A 17,229-nucleotide genomic window follows, 5' to 3' on the forward strand; every position below is an offset into this window, starting at 1 on the left:
ATTCTATCTTCACTTTTGCATTTTCATGCAAAAACGTCCAACGATTCAGCTTTGCGCTCCACACTCCCTGCTTTGCATCCGGTTTCAAAGCGAGCCAATCGCCTGTTTCGCGATATCGATGAGTCCGTCGGCTCCAGGGAAGAAGGGGATAAGGCCCGTTCCGATGCCGCCCCAGATGGCCATGAGCGCCATCATTGTAATCAACAACGTACTCATACCGAATCGAAACGGTTCTCTTTTCGATTCGGTTTCGTAGAAATACATCACGGCGATGAGCTTGAAATAGTAGTAGACCGAAACGAAGGCGATGAAGATGCCAAGACCTGCAAGCAGAAACTGCCGCGACTCGATGGCGCTGGTGAAGATATAGAATTTGCCCAGAAACCCGATGGTCGACGGAAAACCCGAAAGCGAGAGCATGAAAATCGCCATCATCGCGGCCAGATAGGGGCGTTTTTGGGCGAACCCTTTGAAATCGTCGTAGGTCAGCGGTCTTTTGGCGTCGGCGGCGATGTAGCTGAGTATGCCAAACGCCCCCACCGAGGAGATGAAATAGGAGAGCAGGTAGAACATGATGGCCGGTGCCGCCAACTGCGACCCAAGGCCGATGGACGAGAGGGCGATGAGCATGTAGCCGCCGTGGACGATGCTCGAGCCCGCCAGCATCCGTTTGAGAATGGATTGCGACAGCGCCAGCCATGAGCCTCCGAGCAGCGTGAGAATCGTGAGGACGGTGAGTATTTCGCTGCCGTGCAGGCCACTGAGGGCAAAATATGCCAAGTAGATGCGCAACGCCACGGCGAAGAGCGCAATTTTGAAAGTCGATGCCATGAACATCGTGACCGGAAACGGCGAACCGTGGTAGACGTCGAGCACCCAGGCGTGAAAGGGAACGGCACCGATTTTGAAAAGGATTGTCACAAACAGCAGCATGCCGGCGACTGTCAACGCTAGCGTGTAATGACTCCCCTGCTGCTGGACAAAGGTACCGATTTCAGTGATGACGGTGGTTCCTGTCACCCCGTAGATGATGGCGGCTCCCAGTATGAACATCGCCCCCGCCAATGAGCCAAGTACCAGATATTTGAACATCGCCTCGCCGCTGAGCGGATTGTTTTTGTGATATCCCACCAGCGCATAAATGCTCAATGAGGCCAGTTCCAGGCCGATGAATGCGGTCACCAGGTCGTTGGCATGGGCAAGCGTCATCATGCCGAAAATGCTGAAGAGAAAGAGTGCAAAAAATTCGCCGTTGTAGTATTTCCGCTTCTCAAGATAGACGCTGTTGATAAGAAGGGTCAATATGGCGCCTGCTAAAAACATCAGGTCAAAAAGCGTCGAGAAATCGTCGATGAGATACATCTTTCCGAAAATGTCAGGGAATGCGTAGCGTGCCGGCCCGTTTCCGAATTGCGGCAGTTCGATGACGAACGAGACGGCGAGAAACGCTACGGCAACGGCCAGGTAGCGCCTCAGACCGATGGTTTTGACGGTACTGAGCATCAGAAGCACGAAGGCGCCCACGACAGTCAGTGCCATTGGCAGTACAAGAAGCGTCTGTTCCATCACGACGCACCTCCCACACTCAGTGCCAGACGATGGAGCATCTCCTGCAACTGGGGTTCGAAAAGCGGCGCAAAGAGCGAAGGAGCGATGCCCGTAACGACAAGCAGCAGTGCGATGGGCGCGAGCATCAGCATTTCCTTGTTGTTCAAATCTGCAAAATGCTCCGTATGGGTTCTGGCCGGGCCGAATAGTGTACGCTGCAGCATCCAGAAGACAAACGTCATCGCTGCCAGCATCGTCGTGGCCGTGGCCAGACCAATCCCCAGGTTCTGCTGAAAAGCCCCGACGATGATGAGCAGTTCCCCGACAAATCCACCGGTCCCCGGCAATCCGGCGATACAGAGAGCGAAAAAGGCGAAAAGAAAGGCGAACCTCGGTGCCACCGAAGCGATGCCGCCCAGGTTGGAGATATGCACGCTTCCCGTGCGCTGGTAGAGCAGACCGATCATTAGAAAAATCCCCCCAGACGCAAGGGCGTGGGTCGCGATGAAATAGAGGCTCCCGCTCCAGGCGTAGATGTTGGTAAGAACGATGCCCAGAGCGATGAGCGAGAGGTGTGAGCCTGACGAATAGGCGAACATGCGCCGCAGATTGTTCTCCATGATCGCGTGGATGGCGAAATAGAGCAGACCGATAATGGCAAGAACGGCGATAATAGGTTCGTAGTAGCTCAGCGTCGGGCCGAAAACACCGTAACCGAACCGCCACAATCCGTACGCACCAAGTTTCGCCATGACCGCCGAAAGAATCACCAGCGCGGGAGTCGGCGCGGAGCTGTAGGCGGGGGCCATCCAGGTATGAAAGCCTATGAGGGGTATCTTGATCGCAAACGCCAGCAGGAATCCGGCCGCCAGCCAGATCGATGTTTTCGGGTCGAAATGGAGAGTGGCGAGCCTGTCATACGCGAAACTCCACGAACCGTGAAGATCGTAATACTCGTACCCGAGATAAAGAATGGAAAAAAGCATCGCCATGGAGCCAAGCACCGTCATTAGCAGGATTTTCATGGCGTGAAACTGGTTCATGCCGTGGCCGTAGCGCCCGATCATGATAAAGATGGGCAGCAGCATCGTCTCCCAGAAGAGATAGAAGAGAATCAGATCCAGTGAGAGCACAGCACCCGTTACACCGGTTTGCAGCAGCAGCATGTTGTACCAGTAGCCCCGTTTTTCGTAATGCCACATATAAAGATGAAGCAGCGGCATCAAAACGGCGATCATAAGCAAAATGACCAGGGAGATCGCATCGAGACCAAGGTAGTAGGAGATGCCGTAATTTTTTATCCAGGGCAGATGGCGAACGAACTGCATCCCCGATGCGTGGGGATCGAAATGGAGAGTGGCATAAAACACCAGTGCCAGAACCGCCAGGGCCGACAGCATCGCCCCGATGCGCAATACGGCGTGCGAAACCCTCAAAAGCCCCATCACCATCGCGAAGAGCATCGGGAGAAAGACAATCAGACTGAGCAACATTTCCATCATCGACCTCCGATACCCTGAAGAATATAGAGCGAAAGCCCCGCGATACCCGCCATGATATAAAGGGCATACCACCGGACATTGCCGTTTTGCAAAAGCGCAAACCCGCCTGCCATCAGACGGTAGCCGCCGACACCCAGGCCAATGATGCCGTCGACGAGACGGTTGTCGACCACCCTGTCGAAAAAGCGGCTCAGACCGCGAAGCGGCCTGACGAAGAGCGCATCGTAAAGGGCGTCGATATACAGAGTACGGTAAAGCAGTGTCTGCCACGGCGCCCCAATCTCTTCACGCACCGCCTGTTTGACAAATTTCACGTAGGCGACATAGATGCCCGCCAATGCGACAAGGACATTGAAACCATCAAGCAGCATCTCCTGAAGGTGCCCTACATGCACCGGTCGGTCGGCAAGATGCAAAAAGAGAGCGAACCCGTCTCGGCCGCCATAGGCTTCCGGCACACCGAGGAATCCTGCCAAGGCACTGCCGGCGGCCAGGATGACGAGAGGCCATGTCATCGTCGGAGGAAGCGGCCGCGGTTCGAGATTTTTCTCCGCCGGGGCGACGAAGACGACGAAAAAGAGGCGGAACATGTAGTAAGCGGTCAGATAGGCCGTTGCGACACCTACCGTCCAGATAAGATAGTGATGGGAAGCGAAGGCGTGGGCGAGAATGGCGTCTTTGCTGAAAAATCCCGAAAAAGGCGGGATACCGCTGATGGCGAGGGTCGCTATCAGCATCGTCAGCGTGACCAGCTTCATGCGTTTGCGCAAGCCGCCCATTTTGAAAATGTCCTGCTCGTGATGCAGGGCGATAATCACCGCACCCGCCCCCATAAAAAGGAGCGCTTTGAAAAAGGCGTGGGTGAAGAGATGGAAGATGCCGCCGCTGTAAGCCCCCAGTCCCACGCCGATGAACATATAGCCAAGCTGGGACATCGTCGAATAGGCGAGTATCTTTTTGATATCACGCTGATAGCAGGCGAAAACCGCCGCGAGGATGGCCGAAGCGGCGCCGATGGAGGCGATGAAAACGCCAACGTCCGGCACCATGTTGTACATAAAAGCGAAGCGCGCGACCATATAGACCCCCGCCGTGACCATCGTGGCGGCGTGTATCAGTGCTGACACGGGCGTGGGGCCGGCCATGGCGTCGGGCAGCCAGACAAAGAGCGGAATCTGCGCCGATTTTCCCATGGCACCGATGAAAAGAAGCATCCCAACGAGCCCAACCATTTCGATGTCGATATCGCCGATATGCGCGGCGATATCGAAAAAGGTGAAACCGTGGCTTCCGACCAGGGCGAAAAGCAGCCCCAGGCCGCTGATGAAGCCGAAATCCCCCACCCTGTTGACGATAAAGGCTTTGTTGGCCGCTTTGACGTTGGCCGGGTCTTCGTAATACCAGCCAATGAGCAGGTAGGAAGCGAGTCCTACCAGTTCCCACCCGATAAACATGATGATAGGGTTGTCCGCCAGCACGAGAAGAAGCATGCTTCCGAGGAAGAAGTTGAAATAGGCGAAAAACTTGCCGAAGCTCCTCTCTTTCCACATGTACCCGACAGCGTAGATATGGATGAGAGAGCCCACGAACGTGACGATAAAGAGCATCACGGCACTCAGTGCGTCGGCCATCAGGGTGACATCGATATTGAAACGACCCACGGCGATCCATTGAAAGAGCGTATAGGTGAAAACCGACCCTTTCGGGGCGTGCATCATGTTGCCCAGTACCATGGCTCCGAACATCGCGGAGAGTATCGGACCGGATATGCCAAGCAGCGCGTAGAGCCCGTCCATGGATCGGCTTCGGGGAAAAGCGAGGTGCAAAAGCCCGATGATCAGAGCACCCAGAAACGGCAAAACCAGAATCCAGCCAAGAATCGGCAGCGACAAAGAGGGGTTCATGACCATCTCCTGTGGGCCAGGTCGGCGAATGCGTCACTGTCGACACTCCGTTTTTTACGGTAAAGCTGCACGATCATGGCCAAAAAGAGCGCCGCCTCGGCGGCGATGACACCGATCATAAGCAGTGCGATGACGGAACCGCCCATATCGGGCCGAAGGCGGGAAAATGTGGCCAGTACGAGATTCACGGCATTGAGCATCAACTCGATGGACATGTAGATGACAAAAACGTTTCTGCGGCTTGCGACCCCGACGAACCCGATGCAAAAAAGCGAGGTGGCAAGCGCGAAAAAGGTTTCAGGTGCGAAGATCATAAGCCTGCTCCTTCTTCCCGATGATAATCGCGCCGACCATGGCGGCCAGCAGCAGCAACGAGAGAATTTCGAACGGCAGCACCCAGTCGGAAAAGAGGGTTTTGCCGACGGCCTCGATCGTGCCGAACCCCTCTTTTGCTTCGGGAAAGCGGTTCGCCACCGAAACGAGCGTTTCATACAGCAGCCATCCGAAGGGGGCTGTGACGATAGAGGCTGTCACGAACCAGAGGGGTTTGAAACGCTCCTTTGGAAACTGCTCCTCTTTCAGATTGATGGTCAAAACAACAATGAGCGTCAACACAACCACGGCCCCGACGCTGACAAGAATCTGTGCGAGGAAGAGAAACGACTGAGCAAGCAGCGCGAAAAGCCCGGCGACGGCCAGCAGGACGGCCAGAAAACCGATGGCGCCGGTCGCGGGGCGTCTGGCGACGACCACCGTCAAAGCGCCCACCATCAAAAACGAAGCAAGCAACGTCAAAACAATTTTTTCAGGCACGGCTGGTATCCTCCCCGAATGCGCATGTATGGGCGAGCAATTGCTCTTTTTCCAAAACGAAATCCTCACGATTTTTACCGGTAACCGAAAAGATGCCGGTATCCATCCGTATCGCGTCGCAGGGGCATGCCTCGACGCAATAACCGCAGAAGATGCACTCCAGCGTGTCGATGGCGAAGCGTGCGGGCATCTTTTCCTCGATACCGTCGTCTCTTTCGGTGGCCACGATGTGAATGCACTGCGCCGGACAGGCGGTAGCGCACATGAAACAGGCCACACACCGGATCGAGCCGTCTTCCCGATGGGTCAGGCGATGCAGGCCGCGGTATCGGGGGGTGATATCCGTCGGTTGCTCTTCGGGATATTCCAATGTCTCAACGCTGTTGATATCGGAAAGGTTACGCGCCAGATGGCGGACGGTCACCTTCAATCCCTCCAAGATGGCGGGCAGATATACCTTCTCTTTTTTGCTTTCTCCGAAGCGTGGAACGGTTTTGATTCTCTTAGTCATGATGCGGCTCCTACGACGACGATGGCGGTGATAAATATGTTCAGAAGCGAAAGCGGCAGAAGGCCGTGCCAACCGAGCCACTGCACCTGGTCGTACCGAAAGCGCGGCAGCGTCCAGCGGACCACAATGAAAAAGATGTTGAACGCCATCAGTTTCACCACGAAAACGGCAATCTGCAAAAGGGTGACGGCGATCGCCGTGCCCACGGAACCTTCCGGAAGCAGGCTGATATAGATTAATATCAATTCGATGACTGCCGTCATGCCGATGAGCACACGCGTCAGTACCTTCGTTTCGAAGTGGCGTCCCCAGTCGGTGGAGACGGTGGGACGCACCGTATTGTTCTTCTTCATCCATTGGATGAAGAGCCAGACAGCGGGGGGAAGCAGCAGGAGAATCACCCATGCAAAAGCCGGGAAGTGAACCAGCAGTGTCTGTGTGGATACCCAGGGGAGCTGGTATCCGCCGAAAAACATCGTGATGATGACGGCGCTGGCCGTATTCATCGCCACATATTCACCCATGAAGTACATGGCGAACTTCATCGCCGTATATTCGGTGAAAAACCCTGCGACGATTTCACTCTCCCCTTCGGCGACACTGAAGGGCGCCCGATTGGTCTCCACAAACAGCGCGACGATGACGACGATGGCGGCCAGCGGCTGCACCAGTACTCCCCAGGCAGGCAGAAAGCCCAATACCGTTCCGCTTTGCCAGTGGACCATCGCATTGAAATCGATCGTGCCGTAGGTGAGTATCATGCTGATAATTCCCAGCCCCAGCGCCAGTTCGTAACTGACCATCTGGGAGGCGGCCCGCATGGCGCCCAGCAGGGAGTATTTGTTGTGACTGAGCCATCCGCCGAACACCATGCCTATAACACCCACGGAACCGATGGCCAGATACCACAGGATGCCGTAATCCACCGGTAGCGCCTGGATGCGCATCCGTTCTCCCTCAATGATCAGGTCGTCAGCGAAGGGAATCACCATAAAGGCCAACAGCGCCGCGGCGAAGGTGATCATCGGCGCTAGGATGAAAATCCAGCGCCCTTTGCCGATATGGGCGGGATAGTACTCCTCTTTGACCACCAGTTTTATGACATCGGCGAAGGATTGGACCACGCCGCCCAGACGAAAGCCGAAAAGATTGGTACGGTTCGGTCCCAGGCGGTCTTGTATGAGTCCGCAGACGCGCCTCTCCAGCCAGACAAGCACCGGAATCATCAAAAGCGCAAGGAGCGCCGCCAGTACGATAGTCACGAGTGTCACGACAATGGCTACAGTGCTCATACCACACACCTTTCACCCAGATCGAAGGCTTCGAGCCACCGAAGCACCGTCGGCACCGGTTCGTTGGGGAAAATCGCCTGTTCGCACCGCTGTGCGATGCCATCGACATTTACAAGCGTGCCGGCGGTTTCGCTCCATACGGCGATAGGCAGCGTCAGGAGTGTTCCGCTCTCTCTTTTGGGCCGGTGGGTGAGAAAGTCGATACGCCGCTTGACATCGAGGGTATCCGCCGCCGGATGGTTGAAGTTTATGAGCAGTACCCCCTCTTCCACTTCCGGCATCGTGGTATCGATAGCCAGTCGTTCCACACCTCTGGCGTTGGCAGCGCGCATCGGTTGTTTGAGCCAGTCGTCTTTGAATTCGTCGTCGATATAGCTTTCCAAAGGCGCATGGAGCGCCGCGCCGATTTCGTTGGAAAAGATCCTGATCATCTCCAGCTCTTCGGTAAAGAGATTGGCGTCGGCCAGCACGACGATGGGGCCGTTATGGGCTTCAAGAAGCGTTTTCAAACGTGCTTCCGCCTCCTCGAAACCGATCGGCCCACTTTCAGAAAGAGCCTCTTTCAAACGCCCGTGCTGCAGCCTTTTGTAACCAAGGCGTCCCGCGTCGCAGATGAAGTGGCCGTTGATGTCGGGATTTTTCCGCGGACGGAAGCGGTAGATCGTATCGTCCTGGTATTTCAGTCTGGCATGGTCGATGAAGATGTTGCACCCTTTGGCGCAGCCGTGGCAGACAGAGGGTGTGGAGGTCAGAAACCAGACACGCTGCTGAAAACGGAAATCTTTGCTCGTCAACGCGCCAACGGGACAGAGGTCGACGATATTCATGGCATACCCGTTGTGCAGCTTGCGCCCCGGCATCGTATCGACACGGGAAAGATCGCCGCGCCGGACGATGCCCAGTTCGTTGGTTTTGGTGATGTTCGACGTAAAGCGGGTGCAACGCTGACAGAGCACGCACCGCTCCTGGTCGAGCATCACGTTGGCACCCAGGTCCAGATGCTTCTTGAAGTGGAGTTTCTTTGCCTTGTCGACCTTTCCGTGGTAGAGGCCGTAGTCCATGTAGTAATCCTGAAGCGAGCACTCCCCCGCCTGGTCGCAGATGGGGCAGTCTACCGGGTGGTTGATAAGCTGCAGCTCCAGAATGCCGCGACGGACCTTCCGTATGTTTTCGGTATCAGTTCGTACCACCAGCCCCTCTTCCACGAAAGTGTCGCAGGAGATCTGGGGGCGCTTTTTCCCTTCGATCTCCACCATGCACATGCGGCAGTTGCCGTCGGGCCCCAGCGCTTCGTGGTAACAGTAGTAGGGGATGTTGAAACCATGCTCGAGCAGCACCTGCAGCAGTATGGCGCCCTCTTCCGCTTCGATGATTTTTCCGTCGACCGTGAATTTCACCTTTTTGCTCATTTCACGTTCCTCAAATAGGCTACGAATTCGCTTCTGAATTTGGTGACGAAACCGTCGATGACGCCGGAAACGGCCGGTGCGAAGACGCAGATAGTCTTGCCGTTCATCGTCCAGGCAATGTCGAGGAGTTTGTCGATATCCTCTTTGCCGCCCTCTCCGGCAAGCACCGATGCGACGATGGCATCCACCCAACCGGTCCCCTCCCGGCACGGGGTACACTGGCCACACGATTCGTGATGGTAGAACTCCAGCAGATTTTTGAGAGCGGCGACCATATCGACACTCTCGTCCATCACGATCATCCCCCCGGTTCCCAAAGAGGAGCCCATGGACCGCATGCTTTCGTAGTCGAGTTTCGCTTCCATAACCTCTTCTGCCGTCAAAATCGGAGTGGAAGCGCCGCCGGGAATGACCGCTTTGAGCCGTTTGCCGTCTTTGACACCGCCGCCAAAATGTTCGATATACCGCCACATCGGTGTACCGAATTCCGCTTCGTAGACACCGGGACGGTTCACATGGCCGCTCAGGGCGAAGAGCATCGCTCCGGGACTCTTTTCGGTACCGAAAGCGCGGTAGGCCTCCGCCCCCTGCTCGACAATGAACGGAACCGTCGCGATCGTCTCCACATTGTTCACCAGTGTGGGTTTGCCAAAATACCACTCCGGCTCTTTTTTGTGGGGTTTGAGACGGGGGTGACCCCGTTTGCCCTCCATCGACTCCAAAAGTGCCGATTTCTCCCCGCAGATATAGGCTCCGGCACCCCGATGAATCGTCACGTCGACCCGGTAGCCGTGCCCCATGACCTTCTCTCCCAGAATCTCCGCTTCGTAGGCTTCGTCAACGGCGCGCTGCAGCACTTTTTGAAACGTATGGTATTCGCCGCGTATGTAGATGTAGGCGTCGTGGGCACCAATGGCGTAACAGGTGAGAATGATCCCTTCGATCAACAGGTGGGGATCTTTCGTGATGACCTGGCGGTCTTTGAAGGTTCCCGGCTCGCTCTCGTCGCAGTTGACAGTGAGAATTTTGACGGGGTCGGGATGCTCCGCCGTCAGTTTCCACTTGCCGCAGGCGAGTGCCCCGCCGCCCCCCTTGCCCCTCAGACCACTGGCTTCAATTTCGTCCATCACCCATTTCGCTCCATTGGCGAAGGCTTTCTCGACGGCTTTGTAGGCCCCATGTTCCAACGCCACTTCCAGCCTGTGGCTATCCGGCAGGTCGAACCGCCGACTCACGATTTTCACTTCACGCACAGCAGGATCACCACCGACAACCCCATTCATTCCAACCCCTCCAGTATCTCGTCCACCTTCATGGGGGTGAGATTTTCGTACAGCGTATCGTTGATCTGCATCACAGGCGCCGTGCCGCAGGAGCCCAGGCACTCCACCTGCGAAAGAGTGAACCGCCCGTCTGTCGTCGTCTCCCCCACATCGATGCCCAGCCGCTCTTTCAAATGTTCCAGAATTTCCCCTTTTCCGCACAACGCACAAGAGAGCGTCTTGCATAGCTGGATATGGTAGGTTCCCACCGGTTCGAGATGAAACATCGTATAGAAGGTCGCTACCCCATATACCTTCATCGGAGGTACCCCCAGATACTCTGCCACGGCGTCGATGGCATCCATCGAAATCACACCCTCCTGCTCCATCACCTTCCACAGTGCCGGCAGCATCAGCGCCTCTTTGCTCGGGTAGCGCTCCGCCAGCGCATCCAGCGCTTCGAGGGACTCCTTTTTCCATTGAAAACTCATAGAACCATCCTTGAAAAAGGGGTGGATGACATTGTCATCGCGTCCAATATGAACAGATTCATCGATCCATCTCCCCGGCGATGATGTTCAGGCTTCCCAGTGTCATGATGGCGTCGGCCACCTGATACTCCTCGATGATTCTGGGATAGGCCTGCATATGCAGAAAACTGGGCGCGCGCACCTTCACCCTGTAGGGCGTACCGCTGCCGTCGCTGACGATATAAAAGCCCAACTCCCCGTTTGCCGCTTCGGTAGCGCCGTAATGTTCGCCCGCCGGCACTCTCACCCCTTCGAAAATCAGTTTGAACTGGTTCATCGTTCCCTCGATGGTACGGTAGACTTCTTCTTTGGGCGGAAGCGTTACGGCCCGGTCATCCACGTTGACGGGGCCTTCGGGCATCGCTTTGACCGCCTGTTCGATAATGCGGATGCTCTGTAGCATCTCTTCGAAGCGCACCATCATCCTGTCGTGGGTGTCTCCGACACTGCCGACGACCATGTCGAAATCGAACTGGTCGTAATAGTAGTAGGGGTCGGCGAAGCGCAGGTCGTACGCGACCCCGCTGGCACGAAGGTTGGGACCGGTGAACCCCCAGCTTATCGCATCTTCGGCGGAAACGGGCGAAATGTTCTGCACCCGTTCGTTGAAGATGCGGTTGTGCTGCGTCATCCTCAGCGTCTCGTCGATCCCTTTGCGCACCTTTTTGAGAACATCCTCCAGGTCCTCCCGCCAGCCCTCGTAGAGGTCGTGGGCCATACCGCCGATGCGCATGAAACTGTTGGTCAACCGCGCCCCGGTCAGTTTGCTTAGGAAATCGTAGGCGTCGTTGCGGGGGTTGAAAAGATACCAGTAGTTGGTCTGCGCCCCCATGTCCAGAAGCCCCGCCGCCAGACAGACCAGATGGTCGATGATGCGCGAAAGTTCCGCCAGAACGACCCGAATGAATATGGCGCGATCGGGCAGCGTGAGACCCAGCATATCCTCCACGGCTTTGGCGAAGCCTATATTGTTCATCAGCGCCGAACAGTAGTTGAGCCGGTCGGTGTAGGGGATGATCTGATTGTAGGTGTGGTTTTCGCAGCTCTTTTCGAATCCCCGGTGCAGGTAGCCGATTTCGCTCGCACCCGCCACGATACGCTCCCCGTCCAGGGCCACGATGGTACGGATGGTGCCGTGGCTGGCGGGATGGGAGGGGCCGAGGTTGAGCACCATCAGGTTGTCCCGCTGCAGGTCGTATCCTTTCGATGCGGCCCGGGGGCCAAGCTCGTCCAACATGTCCTGGGTTTGCGTGCAGTACTGCCCCTGGGTGATGGGGTAATCTTTGCGCAGGGGATGGCCAACGAACTGCAGGTGGTTCAAAATCCGCTTCAACGTCGGATGGTTTTGGAAGCGAATGCCGTACTGGTCGTACACCTCCCGCTCCAGCCAATCGGCCGCGAGATAGAGGGGCGTGATCGACGCGACACCGGTCTTGGGATCGGGCACCGGTACTTTGAGCGCCAGCGTTCTTGTAAAATCCCTGTGGCGAAAGAGGTAGATAAGCTCGAAGCGGGTTTTCGGAGGTCTGGCCAGTTTCAGGTTGTCCACCGCCGTCACGTCCAGCAGCATCGCGTACCCGCTGATCTCTTTGAGGTGCTTTACTGTCCGAAAAAGTGTTTCGGCTTCGACCGAAATCGCCGGGAGTGTTTTCATCGAAGAGACCGGCGTCGCGGAAATGGACGCATCCTGAAGAGAGCGGATTTCAGGAATTTCTCTTTCACTCATCGAGAATGCCTTTGAAATCGGGGTGGCGCGGCTGCAGCGCCGGCTCTTTCCAGAGCATCTTCTGAATCTCCACGACGGCATCGAGCAGCGCTTCGGGCCGCGGCGGGCAACCGGCGATGTAAACATCGACCGGCACGATTTCATCGATACCCTGCAACGTCGTGTAGTTGTCGTAAAAGCCGCCGGATGAGGCGCACGCCCCCATGCTGATGACCCAGCGGGGCTCGGGCATCTGGTCGTAGATCTGCTTGAGAATGGGTGCCTGCTTGTAACTGACGGTGCCGGCGACAACCAGCAAATCGGCGTGGCGGGGCGAAAAACGCAACACTTCCGCCCCGAAACGGGCGATATCGTAACGGCTCGCGGCCGTCGCCATGAATTCGATGGCGCAGCAGGCGGTGCCGAAAACGAAGGGCCAGAGCGAACTCTGCCGTCCCCAGTCGATGACGGCGTCTATACGCGTCGTGATGACCGAATCGCCCAGCATATTCTGGTCGATCAGCTTCTGTGCCGTCAAATCCATCGAAGTATCCTCGATCTATAGACATAGACCAGGCCGCCGACAAGCAGCCCCATGAACACGAACATCTCCATGAGTCCGAACCACCCCAGGTCGCGAAGCTCGACCGCCCACGGAAAGAGATAGAGGACCTCCACGTCGAAGATGAGGAAAACGACCCCTACAAGAAAGAATCGGACATTGAACGCATCGAAGGGGTCTTTGACCGTCTTTCGCACACCGCTTTCATAGACTTCGTTTTTGCGGACATTGTCGCTTTTGGCACCGATATATCGTGTCAGATGAAACACCGCCGGCAAACCGACCACCAATATGGCGATAATCGCGGATGAGAGCAGCAGAGAGCCTGTCATACCGATCCTTGTTGAATTTTATTTCTCATCATAACCCAAAGCAGATGTGAGAAAGATTAATTTCTGCTGCCGCAGATGTAACAGACATCTACGGGCGCATAGGCGGAATGGGGAGTGTCGGCGTCGCTTTCCATCCTGTCTCCGGGCATCAGCTCGAGCGTCTCGCCCTTTTCGACAATACGGAGCCGACCTGAAAGTATCCAGCGCACCTCATGGTGGGGGTGGGTATGCTCGCCGTAATGCGTGCCGGCGCTGTCGCACCATTTGAAGATCTTGAAATACCCTTCTTTTTCCAACGTTTCGCGTATCACCTGTTCGTCCATGATACCGGTATGGATAGCCACAGCCATCACAACGCCTTCGAATCGACGATGAACGTAACCGGTCCGTCGTTGTGGATCTCCACATCCATCATGGTGCCGAACTCCCCTGTGCGAACCGGCACATACGTTTCCAGGGTTTCGCAAAAACGTTCATATAGCCGTTTGGCCTCCTTGGGCGGCATCGCATCGTCGAAACTGGGGCGTCGTCCTTTTTTGACGCTGCCAGCCAGAGTGAACTGGCTCACCACCAGCGCTTCGCCGCCGACATCGAGAATACTCCGGTTCATTTTGCCCGCTTCGTCGGCGAAAATACGCAGGTGGACCAGCTTGGGTACAAGCTTGTTTATATCGCTTTCGCTATCCTCCTTCAAAACGCCAAGAAGAATGGTGAATCCCCGTCCGATACGGGCGATTTCGTCACCATCGACACTTACCGAGGAGCGGCTGACCCTCTGCACAAGTGCAATCACCGTTTGTGGCCTTCATCTTTTTTATCGGCTTCCGTGTCGCTTTTGCCATACCGCTCCTCATATTTGTTGGCGTGATATCCCCTGATGATCCATACCATAAAAAGTACGAAAGCGATGAGCATGATGGTATCCATGACCGATTTCACATAAGCTCCTTGAAAGTTTTGAAATTCTGTCGTACCGCTTCGTAAGCGACGATACCTACGGCGATGGAGATGTTGAGGCTGCGCCCTTCCGGCGTCATTGGAATCGTGATGCAGCGCTCTTCGTAGCGTTTCAACAACGCTTCGGGCAAGCCGGAGGTTTCACTGCCAAAGAGCAGCCAATCTCTTGGACGGTAATCGGCCTCGAACCAGGGGCGGTCGGTTCTGGTGGTGGCGAGCCAAAGCCGCTCGTCACCGTGGGTCTGTAAAAAAGTCTCCAGCGAGGGCCAGATGGTGGGTGCGAGTTTGTGCCAGTAGTCGAGTCCCGCACGTTTCAGCCTAGTATCGGTGATTTCGAATCCGAGCGGCTCGATGAGATGGAGTTTCGCTCCCATATTGACGCAAAGGCGTCCGATGGTCCCGGTGTTGGGTGCGATTTTGGGTTCGACAAGGACGATGTTGAGCATTCACGATAACTCCATACAAAGATGATAAAATTGTAACCAAAAAAGAAGGTCGATCGGATGAAACGGTTATTGATGCCATTTTTGCTGCCCCTGCTGCTTTTGATCGGATGCGCCAAAGCGCCGATCACGGGCCGAACTCAGATTATGATGGTCACTCCCCAGCAGGAGAAGGCGATGGGTTTCCAGGCGGAGAAGGAGATTCTGAAAAAAGAGAAGCTCTCCACCGACCAGGCTCTGATCGCCCGTGTCCGACGTATCGGCATGCGTATCGCGAAAGCGACCGAACTGAATCTCGACTGGAAGTTCTATGTCATCGAAAAACCTGATGTCGCCAACGCTTTCTGTCTTGCCAACGGCCATGTTTTCATCTATACCGGCATTTTAAAGTATACCGACAACGATGCCCAACTCGCCACTGTCATGGCCCACGAGATCGGCCACGCCATCGCCCATCATGTCGCCGAGCAGGTGAGCATGGCGATGGTCACCAACATTGCGGCGACGGCGGCGGCTATCGCCATTGAGCACAATGTCAAATCGAGTACCGAAGAGGCGGCTTATATGGCGGCATTGGGACTTGGCGCCAACATGGGCATCGTGCTTCCCTATTCGAGGATGCTCGAATCGGAAGCCGACCATATCGGCCTGATGCTGATGGCCAAAGCGTGCTACGACCCCCGTGAATCGATCAAATTCTGGAAAAAGTTCGCCAAAAAAGGGAAGGAGCCCATCGTCTACTTCTCGACACACCCCTCTTCCGCCCAGCGCATCGAGCAGCTGACAGAGCTGATGCCGCAGGCGATGAAAATCTACCGTCAAAGCGGCTGTGAAAAGAGTGTATCGGCTGCCGATTCGCCACTTTGAAAGAAAGTAAAAGCCCCTCCTCTTTAGGCAGTTCGCTCAGAGAGTCATTCGCGGCCGTAGAGTCGTGCCATACGCCCCACTCTTTCAAAATCGCATGCTTGCAGCTGCGCTTCACTGACACGCCAGCACCAGTTGTTTTCGGGATGGCCGGGCCGGTTCATCCGCGCGTTGGACCCCAGGCCAAGGATATCCTGGAGGGGGATGAGTGCAAAGAGCGATACGGATGCGAGTGCCTCGCGTATCATCGCCCAGTGAATCTCCCTGTCGCTTCGGCTGAGATAGGATGTCACGTACGCTTTATTGTCGATCGATTCGAACCAGCCGACCGTCGTGTCGTTGTCGTGGGTGCCGGTGTAGATGACGCTGTCGCGTACGCCGTTGTGGGGCAGATAGGGATTTTGGGCATTGCCGTCGAAGGCAAACTGCAGTATCTTCATGCCAAGCAGATTGAATTCGTCCCGGAGTCTCTCCACTTCCGGAGTGATCACTCCCAGATCCTCCGCGATGATCGGAAGATGTCCGAGTCTCTCTTTCAACTTTTTGAAAAAACGCCGGCCGGGCCCTTTGACCCATTCGCCGTTGACCGCCGTCTCTTCCTCGGCCGGAATCGACCAGTAGGCCACAAACCCCCTGAAATGGTCGATGCGGATGATATCGTAAAGCGCCAGGCTTTTTTGCAGACGCAGGATCCACCATGCGAAATCCTCTTCTTCCATCCTGTTCCAGTCATAAAGGGGATTGCCCCATCGCTGACCCGTGGCGCTGAAATAATCGGGCGGTACGCCGGCGACGGCGGTAGGCCTGCAGGATTCATCCAGCTGAAAAAGAGCCGGGTGGGCCCAGACATCGCTGCTGTCTTCGGAGACGTATATGGGCAAGTCACCGATGATCTGTACCCCTTTCGCGTTGGCGTAAGCTTTCAAACGCTTCCACTGGCCAAAAAAGAGATACTGAAGAAATTTCTGAAACGCAATCTCCTCTTCCAACACCTTTTTTTTATGGGCCAGCGCCTTCGGATCGCGCTTGACGATTTTCGTGTCCCATTCGTACCAGATTTTTCCGCGATACTCTTTTTTCAGTGCCATGAAGAGGGCATAATCTTCCAGCCACTCCCTCTCTTCGTGGCAAAAAATCTCAAAGCGCCCTTTTTCCTCCTTGCCAGCATGCTCGCTGAACCGCAGAAAAGCGCTTTTTAACAGAGGCATTTTGTAGGCGGCGACCCAGTCGTAATCGACACGGTTTTCATCGAAATCAAACCGCTTGCCGGAAACGTTCTCATCGAGCCATCCCGCCTCCTGGACCATCCGCAGGTCGATCAGCAGAGGGTTGCCGGCGAATGCCGAGTAGCTCTGATAGGGAGAGTTTCCGTAGCCGGTGGGCCCGAGGGGGAGTATCTGCCACAAACCCTGTCCGTTTTCACAAAGCACATCTATCCACCGGTAGGCAGCCTTTCCGAAAGTTCCGATACCGTACTCCCCCGGAAGCGACGTGGGATGGAGGAGAATACCACTCTTTCTTTCGTTGAAACAGTTTTCTCGCGAATGGTTGTCTGACATCTTTTTTCACTCCTGATTGCTCAAACGCGTTCATAT

The 17,229-nt window shown here is 55.7% G+C and carries 19 protein-coding genes; 1 reads left to right on the top strand and 18 read right to left on the bottom strand.

Annotated elements, in window-relative coordinates; genetic code table 11:
• Window positions 1–84: 84 nt before the first annotated feature.
• From JMG82_RS02085 to JMG82_RS02165, 17 genes are all read right to left on the bottom strand, one after another.
• On the bottom strand, window positions 85–1,566 hold the full coding sequence (locus tag JMG82_RS02085; protein ID WP_201353287.1) for an NADH-quinone oxidoreductase subunit N: 1,482 nt from the start codon (window positions 1,564–1,566) through the stop codon (window positions 85–87).
• Window positions 1,566–3,050: a complex I subunit 4 family protein gene (locus JMG82_RS02090; protein WP_201353288.1), complete on the bottom strand. Its 1,485-nt coding sequence runs from the start codon at window positions 3,048–3,050 to the stop codon at window positions 1,566–1,568. Before JMG82_RS02090 ends, JMG82_RS02085 begins: the two co-directional genes overlap by 1 nt.
• Complete coding sequence (gene nuoL, locus JMG82_RS02095; RefSeq protein ID WP_236579165.1) at window positions 3,047–4,954, bottom strand: NADH-quinone oxidoreductase subunit L; 1,908 nt, start codon at window positions 4,952–4,954, stop codon at window positions 3,047–3,049. The genes JMG82_RS02090 and nuoL overlap by 4 nt, the downstream gene beginning before the upstream one ends.
• The gene (nuoK, locus tag JMG82_RS02100) at window positions 4,951–5,268 is read right to left on the bottom strand and encodes an NADH-quinone oxidoreductase subunit NuoK (RefSeq protein WP_201353289.1); all 318 of its coding nucleotides are present in this window, start codon (window positions 5,266–5,268) and stop codon (window positions 4,951–4,953) included. Before nuoK ends, nuoL begins: the two co-directional genes overlap by 4 nt.
• On the bottom strand, window positions 5,252–5,767 hold the full coding sequence (locus JMG82_RS02105) for an NADH-quinone oxidoreductase subunit J family protein (protein WP_201353290.1): 516 nt from the start codon (window positions 5,765–5,767) through the stop codon (window positions 5,252–5,254). The genes nuoK and JMG82_RS02105 overlap by 17 nt, the downstream gene beginning before the upstream one ends.
• Complete coding sequence (locus tag JMG82_RS02110) at window positions 5,760–6,278, bottom strand: NuoI/complex I 23 kDa subunit family protein (protein ID WP_201353291.1); 519 nt, start codon at window positions 6,276–6,278, stop codon at window positions 5,760–5,762. Before JMG82_RS02110 ends, JMG82_RS02105 begins: the two co-directional genes overlap by 8 nt.
• Window positions 6,275–7,570: a complex I subunit 1/NuoH family protein gene (locus JMG82_RS02115; RefSeq protein WP_201353292.1), complete on the bottom strand. Its 1,296-nt coding sequence runs from the start codon at window positions 7,568–7,570 to the stop codon at window positions 6,275–6,277. Before JMG82_RS02115 ends, JMG82_RS02110 begins: the two co-directional genes overlap by 4 nt.
• Complete coding sequence (locus JMG82_RS02120; RefSeq protein WP_201353293.1) at window positions 7,567–8,979, bottom strand: NADH-quinone oxidoreductase subunit G; 1,413 nt, start codon at window positions 8,977–8,979, stop codon at window positions 7,567–7,569. The genes JMG82_RS02115 and JMG82_RS02120 overlap by 4 nt, the downstream gene beginning before the upstream one ends.
• Entirely contained in the window at window positions 8,976–10,262 is a 1,287-nt protein-coding gene (gene nuoF, locus JMG82_RS02125; protein WP_201353294.1) for an NADH-quinone oxidoreductase subunit NuoF, read from the bottom strand. The genes JMG82_RS02120 and nuoF overlap by 4 nt, the downstream gene beginning before the upstream one ends.
• Window positions 10,259–10,732, bottom strand: a complete 474-nt coding sequence (nuoE, locus tag JMG82_RS02130) for an NADH-quinone oxidoreductase subunit NuoE (protein WP_201353295.1) — start codon at window positions 10,730–10,732, stop codon at window positions 10,259–10,261. Before nuoE ends, nuoF begins: the two co-directional genes overlap by 4 nt.
• Window positions 10,733–10,790: 58 nt before the next feature.
• Window positions 10,791–12,425, bottom strand: coding sequence for an NADH dehydrogenase (quinone) subunit D (nuoD, locus tag JMG82_RS02135; protein WP_201354148.1), 1,635 nt, complete (start codon window positions 12,423–12,425; stop codon window positions 10,791–10,793).
• Between the two features lie 64 nt (window positions 12,426–12,489).
• Complete coding sequence (locus JMG82_RS02140; RefSeq protein WP_430408179.1) at window positions 12,490–13,020, bottom strand: NADH-quinone oxidoreductase subunit B; 531 nt, start codon at window positions 13,018–13,020, stop codon at window positions 12,490–12,492.
• Complete coding sequence (locus tag JMG82_RS02145) at window positions 13,011–13,370, bottom strand: NADH-quinone oxidoreductase subunit A (protein WP_201353296.1); 360 nt, start codon at window positions 13,368–13,370, stop codon at window positions 13,011–13,013. The genes JMG82_RS02140 and JMG82_RS02145 overlap by 10 nt, the downstream gene beginning before the upstream one ends.
• A gap of 56 nt (window positions 13,371–13,426) precedes the next feature.
• Window positions 13,427–13,720 carry a cupin domain-containing protein gene (locus JMG82_RS02150; protein ID WP_201353297.1) on the bottom strand — a complete coding sequence of 98 codons (294 nt, stop codon included), beginning with the start codon at window positions 13,718–13,720 and terminating at the stop codon, window positions 13,427–13,429.
• Window positions 13,720–14,163 carry a D-aminoacyl-tRNA deacylase gene (gene dtd, locus JMG82_RS02155; protein WP_201353298.1) on the bottom strand — a complete coding sequence of 148 codons (444 nt, stop codon included), beginning with the start codon at window positions 14,161–14,163 and terminating at the stop codon, window positions 13,720–13,722. Before dtd ends, JMG82_RS02150 begins: the two co-directional genes overlap by 1 nt.
• Window positions 14,160–14,309: a hypothetical protein gene (locus JMG82_RS02160; RefSeq protein ID WP_201353299.1), complete on the bottom strand. Its 150-nt coding sequence runs from the start codon at window positions 14,307–14,309 to the stop codon at window positions 14,160–14,162. Before JMG82_RS02160 ends, dtd begins: the two co-directional genes overlap by 4 nt.
• The gene (locus JMG82_RS02165; protein ID WP_201353300.1) at window positions 14,306–14,773 is read right to left on the bottom strand and encodes a tRNA (cytidine(34)-2'-O)-methyltransferase; all 468 of its coding nucleotides are present in this window, start codon (window positions 14,771–14,773) and stop codon (window positions 14,306–14,308) included. Before JMG82_RS02165 ends, JMG82_RS02160 begins: the two co-directional genes overlap by 4 nt.
• A gap of 57 nt (window positions 14,774–14,830) precedes the next feature.
• On the opposite strand from JMG82_RS02165, the gene JMG82_RS02170 reads away from it, so the two are divergent.
• Window positions 14,831–15,637 carry a M48 family metallopeptidase gene (locus JMG82_RS02170; RefSeq protein WP_201353301.1) on the top strand — a complete coding sequence of 269 codons (807 nt, stop codon included), beginning with the start codon at window positions 14,831–14,833 and terminating at the stop codon, window positions 15,635–15,637.
• Window positions 15,638–15,681: 44 nt separating this feature from the next.
• On the opposite strand, the gene malQ is transcribed toward JMG82_RS02170, so the two are convergent.
• Window positions 15,682–17,193 carry a 4-alpha-glucanotransferase gene (malQ, locus tag JMG82_RS02175; RefSeq protein ID WP_201353302.1) on the bottom strand — a complete coding sequence of 504 codons (1,512 nt, stop codon included), beginning with the start codon at window positions 17,191–17,193 and terminating at the stop codon, window positions 15,682–15,684.
• Between the last annotated feature and the right edge of the window lie 36 nt (window positions 17,194–17,229).

The organism is Hydrogenimonas urashimensis, from assembly GCF_016593255.1.
Classification (GTDB): domain Bacteria; phylum Campylobacterota; class Campylobacteria; order Campylobacterales; family Hydrogenimonadaceae; genus Hydrogenimonas; species Hydrogenimonas urashimensis.

Coding starts and splice junctions, on each gene's coding strand:
- JMG82_RS02085 (WP_201353287.1), bottom strand. CDS start 1,566: ATGGAACAGACGCTTCTTGTACTGCCAATGGCACTGACTGTCGTGGGC.
- JMG82_RS02090 (WP_201353288.1), bottom strand. CDS start 3,050: ATGATGGAAATGTTGCTCAGTCTGATTGTCTTTCTCCCGATGCTCTTC.
- nuoL (WP_236579165.1), bottom strand. CDS start 4,954: ATGAACCCCTCTTTGTCGCTGCCGATTCTTGGCTGGATTCTGGTTTTG.
- nuoK (WP_201353289.1), bottom strand. CDS start 5,268: ATGATCTTCGCACCTGAAACCTTTTTCGCGCTTGCCACCTCGCTTTTT.
- JMG82_RS02110 (WP_201353291.1), bottom strand. CDS start 6,278: ATGACTAAGAGAATCAAAACCGTTCCACGCTTCGGAGAAAGCAAAAAA.
- JMG82_RS02115 (WP_201353292.1), bottom strand. CDS start 7,570: ATGAGCACTGTAGCCATTGTCGTGACACTCGTGACTATCGTACTGGCG.
- JMG82_RS02120 (WP_201353293.1), bottom strand. CDS start 8,979: ATGAGCAAAAAGGTGAAATTCACGGTCGACGGAAAAATCATCGAAGCG.
- nuoF (WP_201353294.1), bottom strand. CDS start 10,262: ATGAATGGGGTTGTCGGTGGTGATCCTGCTGTGCGTGAAGTGAAAATC.
- nuoE (WP_201353295.1), bottom strand. CDS start 10,732: ATGAGTTTTCAATGGAAAAAGGAGTCCCTCGAAGCGCTGGATGCGCTG.
- nuoD (WP_201354148.1), bottom strand. CDS start 12,425: ATGAAAACACTCCCGGCGATTTCGGTCGAAGCCGAAACACTTTTTCGG.
- JMG82_RS02140 (WP_430408179.1), bottom strand. CDS start 13,020: ATGGATTTGACGGCACAGAAGCTGATCGACCAGAATATGCTGGGCGAT.
- JMG82_RS02145 (WP_201353296.1), bottom strand. CDS start 13,370: ATGACAGGCTCTCTGCTGCTCTCATCCGCGATTATCGCCATATTGGTG.
- JMG82_RS02150 (WP_201353297.1), bottom strand. CDS start 13,720: ATGGCTGTGGCTATCCATACCGGTATCATGGACGAACAGGTGATACGC.
- JMG82_RS02165 (WP_201353300.1), bottom strand. CDS start 14,773: ATGCTCAACATCGTCCTTGTCGAACCCAAAATCGCACCCAACACCGGG.
- JMG82_RS02170 (WP_201353301.1), top strand. CDS start 14,831: ATGAAACGGTTATTGATGCCATTTTTGCTGCCCCTGCTGCTTTTGATC.
- malQ (WP_201353302.1), bottom strand. CDS start 17,193: ATGTCAGACAACCATTCGCGAGAAAACTGTTTCAACGAAAGAAAGAGT.